Origin of the sequence: Brevibacterium luteolum (assembly GCF_025147615.1) — a bacterium.
GTDB classification, from domain to species: Bacteria; Actinomycetota; Actinomycetes; order Actinomycetales; family Brevibacteriaceae; genus Brevibacterium; species Brevibacterium luteolum.
The window spans coordinates 40,882-47,715 of the sequence record NZ_JALXPM010000021.1; the positions used below are offsets into that span (position 1 = coordinate 40,882).

7 protein-coding genes are annotated in these 6,834 nt (G+C 67.1%); all 7 read left to right on the forward strand.

Annotated features, from left to right (window positions below):
• Window positions 1-84: 84 nt before the first annotated feature.
• Complete coding sequence (locus tag M3C25_RS07015) at window positions 85-1,017, forward strand: cation diffusion facilitator family transporter (protein WP_259855467.1); 933 nt, start codon at window positions 85-87, stop codon at window positions 1,015-1,017.
• Window positions 1,018-1,090: 73 nt separating this feature from the next.
• Complete coding sequence (locus M3C25_RS07020) at window positions 1,091-1,804, forward strand: response regulator (RefSeq protein WP_026077281.1); 714 nt, start codon at window positions 1,091-1,093, stop codon at window positions 1,802-1,804.
• The gene (locus M3C25_RS07025) at window positions 1,801-2,922 is read left to right on the forward strand and encodes a sensor histidine kinase (protein WP_102160840.1); all 1,122 of its coding nucleotides are present in this window, start codon (window positions 1,801-1,803) and stop codon (window positions 2,920-2,922) included. Before M3C25_RS07020 ends, M3C25_RS07025 begins: the two co-directional genes overlap by 4 nt.
• Window positions 2,923-3,016: 94 nt before the next feature.
• Window positions 3,017-3,340, forward strand: a complete 324-nt coding sequence (locus tag M3C25_RS07030) for a heavy-metal-associated domain-containing protein (RefSeq protein ID WP_102160843.1) — start codon at window positions 3,017-3,019, stop codon at window positions 3,338-3,340.
• A gap of 34 nt (window positions 3,341-3,374) precedes the next feature.
• On the forward strand, window positions 3,375-5,624 hold the full coding sequence (locus M3C25_RS07035) for a copper-translocating P-type ATPase (protein WP_102160846.1): 2,250 nt from the start codon (window positions 3,375-3,377) through the stop codon (window positions 5,622-5,624).
• On the forward strand, window positions 5,621-6,262 hold the full coding sequence (locus M3C25_RS07040; protein ID WP_102160849.1) for a DUF305 domain-containing protein: 642 nt from the start codon (window positions 5,621-5,623) through the stop codon (window positions 6,260-6,262). The genes M3C25_RS07035 and M3C25_RS07040 overlap by 4 nt, the downstream gene beginning before the upstream one ends.
• A 165-nt stretch (window positions 6,263-6,427) precedes the next feature.
• Window positions 6,428-6,834 (forward strand): four-helix bundle copper-binding protein (locus tag M3C25_RS07045; RefSeq protein WP_102160850.1); only part of this gene is annotated, 407 nt, incomplete at its 3' end.

Below are 6,834 nucleotides of genomic sequence, written 5' to 3' on the forward strand. Positions count from 1 at the left end.
TTCGAATCAGCGCGTGGCCCCGACGATGCCGTGCGCTGTCTCCCGGAAGTTCAATACCCCCGACAGGTCAACGCGGAGGCCACGATGAGCGAACACAGCGGACATCTGCCAGTCGACGGAGACCGCACAGCCCTCCGGATCTCCGGGTGGCTGACGGGAGTGTATTTCGTCATCGAGCTGGTCATCGGGCTGTGGTCCGGGTCGGTTGCGGTGATCTCGGATGCCTTCCACACGTTCTCGGCTGTCGGCGGGGTGCTGATCGCGTTGCTCGCTCAGCGTCTGAGTCAGCGCCCCGCCACGGCGCAGGAGACCTTCGGGTGGGCCCGCGCCGAGATCATCGGGGCGCTGTTCAACGGGCTCTTCCTCGCCCTGATGGCCGTCTACGTGTTCTACATGGGAGCCATGCGGCTGGCCGATCCGATCGAGTTGCCCACCACGGTGATGCTCTGGGTGGCCGCCGGCGGCATTGTCACCGAGCTCATCGCGTTCTGGCTGCTCTACCAGCGTCAGAAGACGAACCTGAACATCAAGGGCGCTTTCTGGCACATCCTGCAGACCTTCGTCGGCAGCCTCATCATCATCATCTCCGCGGTGGTCATCCGGCTGACCGGATTCCTCGCGATCGACCCGCTGCTGGGCATGGTCTTCGGCGTGGTGTTGCTGTGGGCGTCGTGGACCATCATCCGGTCGGCCTTAAGAATCCTGCTGCAAGGCACGCCCGAACACCTCGACCTGCCCGCAGCGATCACAGCCCTGGAGGAGATCGACGGAGTTGAGGACGTCCACCACGTGCACGCCTGGACCATCACCTCCGGGCGCACCGTCTTCTCCGCGCACCTGCACGTGGCCAACCCGTCTCGGCATGAGGGCGTGCTGGAACAGGCAACCGGGCTGCTCACCGACCGGTTCGACATCTACTTCTCCACACTGCAGATCGAGCGCACCTGCCCGGCCGAGGCCGCCACGAGCATCGACATCACCAGACAGTCCGAGCGCGGGACAGACCCGGGCATTTGAAGGTTTGACGAAGATTCGGCCGCAGCGGGCGCTGAGGGCTGTGTGCCGCCAGCACTGGGGGCAGACTGGGTACATGCGGGCTGAACGAACCGACCACCACTCTGGCGGACGCATCGTCGTTGCCGAGGATGAAAAGCCTCTGGCGCAGATGGTGGCGACCTATCTGAGTCGAGACGGCTTCCACGTTGAGCAGGCACACACCGGAGTCCAGGCGCTGGACAGCGTCAGGGCCGAGGAGCCTGACGTGCTCATCCTCGACCTCGGACTGCCCGGGCTGGACGGCATCGAGGTCTGCCGTCGCGTGCGGGCGATGTCGGAGTGCTACGTGCTGATCCTGACCGCCCGAGGTGGTGAGAACGACAAGCTCATGGGGCTTGCCGCCGGTGCGGATGACTACATCACCAAACCCTTCAGCGTCCGGGAACTGGTCGCCCGAGTCCACGCCGTGCTCAGGCGTCCCCGCACCGGAAACCCACCCCAGGACTCCGTCCGCGTCGTCGGCGACCTCACCATCGACCTCGCCGGCCACGAGGTCCGCCGCGACGATGCGGTGCTTCCCCTGACGCGCACCGAGTTCGACCTGCTGGTCGCCTTGTCTGCAGCACCCCACCGCGCGCTCTCCCGCCGGCAGCTCATCGACGCCGTCTGGGACACATCCTGGGTCGGCGATGAACGGATCGTCGACGTCCACATCGGCCACCTGCGGCGCAAGCTCGGTGAAGAGCCCGACGGTGGCGGCCTCATCGAGACCGTCCGCGGCGTCGGCTATCGCATGGTGCTCCGATGAGGCTGCGCAACTCCGGCCTGGCCACCCGCCTGTTCGCCACGCAGCTGATCGTGGTGGCGGCAAGCCTGCTCGGAGCGGTGGCAGTCGCCACCCTGGCCGGGCCCCCGCTGTTCCACGAACACCTGGAAATGGCCGGCATCCCGGGGGGATCCTCGGAACTGTTCCATGTCGAGCAGGCCTACCGCGACGCGAACCTGATCACCCTGGCGGTGGCATTGGGCACCGGTCTGGCCTGCGCGCTCCTGGCCAGCTTCCTGCTCTCCCGCACGATCCGCACCCCGCTGAAACAGCTCACCGCTGGGGCAGCCGAAGTCGCCCGCGGCAACTACAATGTGCGCGTCCCGGTGGTCGGCGCCGGCGTCGAACTCGACTCCCTGGCCCGAGCGTTCAACACGATGGCCGACCAGCTGACCCGCACCGAGGAGACGCGGCAACGCATCCTGTCCGACCTCGCCCACGAGATGAGCACACCGGTCTCGGTCATCTCCGTCTACCTCGAGGGGCTGCAGGACCAGGTCGTCGAGTGGAACCCCACCACCCACGCCGTGATGGCCGAACAGCTGGCACGCCTGACACGCCTTGTCGAAGACATCGACGATGTCTCCCGCGCTGAGGAAGGCCGCATCGACCTCGAGCCCGCCCCCGTACCCATCGCCGACCTGCTCGACAGCACTGCTGCCGCAGTCCAGGAGAGCTACACAGCCAAGGGCGTGACCCTCACCACCACAGCCGACCTCGATGCCAACATTGTGATCGCCGACCGGCAACGGCTGGCACAAGTCCTCGACAACCTCCTGTCGAACGCCCTGCGCCACACCCCACCCGGGGGAACCGTCTCCCTCACCGCCACCAACACCCGCGACACCGTGCTCATCAGCGTCACCGACACCGGCGACGGCATGACCGCCGACCAGCTCATCCACATCTTCGAACGCTTCTACCGCGGTGACACCGCCCGCGATCGCGACCACGGCGGCTCCGGCATCGGCCTGACGATCTCCCACGCCCTCATCGCAGCCCACAGCGGTACCCTCACCGCCTCCTCCGCCGGCCCCGGACACGGCTCCGAGTTCACCATCGAACTGCCCCGCACCCCCGGAAAGGCCCGCCCCGCGTGAGCATGAACACCTTTACTCATATACCCCTACAGGGTATAGTCGGAGGCGCGCGAAACCCGCGCGGCCTCACCGAGCCCGCAAGTCAGGAGCACACATGACCGCATCCTCCCGCCAGTTACCACTCGCATCGCCAGGCTGCGCCTGCTGCGCACCAGCCGACACCGCCACTACAAACGCAACTGGCAGCAGTGCCGGGCCGGCCTCCACGCTCACACTCGCTGTAGAAGGGCTGACCTGCCAGGGCTGCGCCTCGCGCGTGACCAAGGCCATACACGCGGTGGACCGCAACGCCCAGGTGGACGTCACGCTGGTAGCCCACGGCCGGTCCACCGTCACGGTGACCAGCAGCGCACCGGTGGACACGGCGGCGCTGCAATCAGCGCTTGCCGCGGCCGGATACCCCGGAACAGAAGCCTGATCGGCTACCCATCCCCTGACTGTGAAGGACAACGATGAGCAATCCGGAGCACCACCACCAGCCCGAACCGGCAGATCACACCCACGCCCATCACCACCACGACCACCTCGACGCAGACAGCCACGGACAGGCGATACCGCAGGGCCACGGCCACTCCGCCCTTGACGAAGCCCCGGCACCCGCCCACGACAGTCACGCCGGACACGACCATGACGCGCACGCAGGCCACGGGGAGCACGCCGGGCACAGTGTCGCGATGTTCCGCAACCGCTTCTGGGTCAGCCTGATCCTGTCGGTGCCGGTCGTCATCTTCAGCCACATGGTCGCCGACCTGCTCGGCTACCAAGTGCCCGAGTTCTTCGGCTCGGCCTGGATCGCCCCGGTGCTGGGCACCGTCATCTACGTCTACGGCGGCATGCCCTTCCTCAAGGGCGGGCTCAATGAGCTGAAATCACGGCAGCCGGGGATGATGCTGCTGATCGCGATGGCCATCACCGTGGCCTTCGTCGCCTCCTGGGCCACCAGCCTGGGCATCGGCGACTTCATGCTCGACTTCTGGTGGGAGCTGGCGCTGCTGGTCACCATCATGCTGCTGGGGCACTGGCTGGAGATGCGCGCCCTCGGTGCGGCATCCGGTGCCCTCGACGCGCTGGCCGAGCTGTTGCCCGACGAGGCGGAGAAGGTCACCGAGTCCGGGACCATCACCGTCCCGATCGCCGAACTGCAGACGGGTGACACGGTGCTGGTTCGGTCCGGGGCCCGGGTCCCGGCTGACGGCCGCATCATCGACGGGCACGCCGAGTTCGACGAGTCCATGATCACCGGTGAGTCCAAACCCGTCCTGCGTGAACTCGGTGACAAGATCGTGGCCGGCACCGTCGCCACGGACAACGCGGTGCGTCTAACCGTGGAAGCCACCGGCGGCGAGACTGCCCTGGCCGGCATTCAGCGGATGGTCGCCGACGCGCAGGCATCGTCGTCGCGGGCGCAGGCGCTGGCTGATCGTGCCGCAGCGCTGCTGTTCTGGTTCGCGCTGGGGGCCGGCATCATCACTGCGCTCATCTGGACGCTGCTGGGCGCGCCCGACCAGGCAGTCATCCGCACCGTCACCGTGCTGATCATCGCCTGCCCGCACGCACTCGGACTGGCGATCCCGCTGGTGATCTCTATCTCGACTGAGAAGGCCGCCCGGTCGGGCCTGCTCATCAAGGACCGGCTCGCGCTGGAGCGGATGCGCTCGATCGATATCGTGCTCTTCGACAAGACGGGCACTCTCACGCAGGGCGCGCACGCCGTCACCGGGACCGCGCATGTGTCAGGAATCAGTGAAAGCCGCGTGTTGGCGCTGGCCGCCGCCACCGAAGCCAACAGCGAACACCCGGTGGCACGGGCGATCACCGCAGCGGCAGCCGAACACCCGGAAGCGGCCTCGACTCGTCTGCAGGCCAGTGAGTTCACCGCAGCCGCCGGGCGCGGGGTCCGCGCCATCGTCGACGGTTCCGAGATCACCGTGGGCGGGCCCAACATGCTGCGCGACTACGGGCTGGAATCCCCGACCGAGATCGCCGCCGACGTCGCGGAATGGACCCAGCGCGGCGCCAGCGTCCTGCACATCGTGCAGGACCGGACCATTATCGGCGCGCTCGCCCTGGAGGACCAGGTGCGGTCGGAATCCCGGGCCGCAGTCCACGCCCTGCAGGAACGCGGTGTGAAGGTCGCGCTCATCACCGGCGACGCCCAGCAGGTCGCCGACGCCGTCGGGCGCGACCTCGGCATCGACGAGGTCTTCGCCGAAGTCCTCCCGCAGGACAAGGACTCCGCCGTCACCGACCTGCAGAACAGGGGACTGTCGGTAGCAATGGTCGGCGACGGCGTCAACGACGCCCCCGCCCTTGCCCGGGCAGACGTCGGCATCGCGATCGGGGCCGGCACCGACGTGGCGATGGAATCGGCCGGCGTCGTACTGGCCAGCGACGATCCGCGAGCAGTGCTGTCGATGATCGACCTATCCCGGGCCAGCTACCGCAAGATGATCCAGAACCTGGCATGGGCGACCGGCTACAACGTCCTCGCCGTCCCGCTGGCCGCCGGAGTCCTGGCCCCCATCGGGTTCGTGCTCTCCCCGGCCGTCGGCGCGATCCTGATGTCCCTGTCGACCATTATCGTCGCGCTCAACGCCCAGCTGCTGCGCCGCACCGAACTCGACCCGGCCCGGCTGGCACCGACCCCCACCGAGACGTCCCGACCGGAAACCGTCCACCCCCAAGGAAAGGTCACATCATGAAGCGCACCCCACTGGCAGTTGCGGCAGCCGTTGCCGGGACGCTGTTCCTCTCGGCATGCGCCGGGAACGCCGACCCCGGCAGCACCGGGGAAGATCCTGCCCCTGCGACCTCGGTCGCCACCGACACCGCGGGCTCCGGTGAGGCGATCTCCGCGGAGCACAACGACGCTGACGTGATGTTCGCGCAGATGATGATCCCGCACCATCAGCAGGCCGTCGAGATGAGCGAGACACTGCTGGCCAAGGATGACATCCCGCAGAACGTCGCCGACTTCGCCCAAGGCGTGATCGACGCGCAGGGGCCCGAGATCGACCGGATGAACGCCATGCTCGAAGCCTGGGGCCAGCAACCCATGAACATGGACGACATGGACGGCACGGGTGGCATGGGCGGTCACGGCGGCATGAGCGGGATGATGAGCGAAGACGACATGCAACAGCTCGAAGACGCCACCGGCACCGACGCCGCGAAGCTGTACCTGGAACAGATGACCAGACACCACGAGGGTGCCGTCGACATGGCCGAGCAGCAGGTCGCCGACGGGCAGAACCCGCAGGCCGTCGCCCTGGCCGAGCAGGTCATCGAAGACCAGGAAGCAGAGATCCAGGAGATGAAGACGATGCTCGAAAACCTCTGAACTTTTTTTCTCCGGAAGGGGAACCGGGCAATCGGACCGGACTGCGGTTCATGAAGATTCTGCGAAGATCGGCTTCTGGCGGCTTCGCTTTGGTCGGCGGGTCACCTAGGGTCGATGGTAGCCGGGTGCTTCCTAGCACCGCCTCGGAGAAGAAGGAGCGCAGCGATGACTCACATCACTTCAATGATCGAGACCCACCCCAACGACACCACCGGTCTGGACGTGCAGAAACTCGCCGATTGCATCGCCGCCTGTTTCGAGTGCGCCCAGACCTGCACGGCCTGCGCCGATGCCTGCCTGGCCGAAGACATGGTCGCCGATCTGCGCAACTGCATCCGTCTCAACCTTGACTGCGCGGACCTCTGCGCGGCCACCGGCAGCATTCTCAGCCGCCGCACCGGGCAGAACCTGGCCACGGTCAAAGCCGCACTCGAGGCATGCCGGGCAGCGTGCGCAGAATGCGCCGCCGAATGCGAGAAGCACGCGGACATGCACGAGCACTGCCGCGTCTGCGCCGAGGCCTGCCGCCGATGCGAACAGGCCTGCGCCGACCTCCTGGCCGCGATCGGCTG

Bases quoted from the DNA above. Each gene is read 5' to 3' on its own strand.
- M3C25_RS07020 (WP_026077281.1), top strand. From the start codon at position 1,091: ATGCGGGCTGAACGAACCGACCACCACTCTGGCGGACGCATCGTCGTT.
- M3C25_RS07030 (WP_102160843.1), top strand. From the start codon at position 3,017: ATGACCGCATCCTCCCGCCAGTTACCACTCGCATCGCCAGGCTGCGCC.
- M3C25_RS07015 (WP_259855467.1), top strand. From the start codon at position 85: ATGAGCGAACACAGCGGACATCTGCCAGTCGACGGAGACCGCACAGCC.
- M3C25_RS07035 (WP_102160846.1), top strand. From the start codon at position 3,375: ATGAGCAATCCGGAGCACCACCACCAGCCCGAACCGGCAGATCACACC.
- M3C25_RS07040 (WP_102160849.1), top strand. From the start codon at position 5,621: ATGAAGCGCACCCCACTGGCAGTTGCGGCAGCCGTTGCCGGGACGCTG.
- M3C25_RS07025 (WP_102160840.1), top strand. From the start codon at position 1,801: ATGAGGCTGCGCAACTCCGGCCTGGCCACCCGCCTGTTCGCCACGCAG.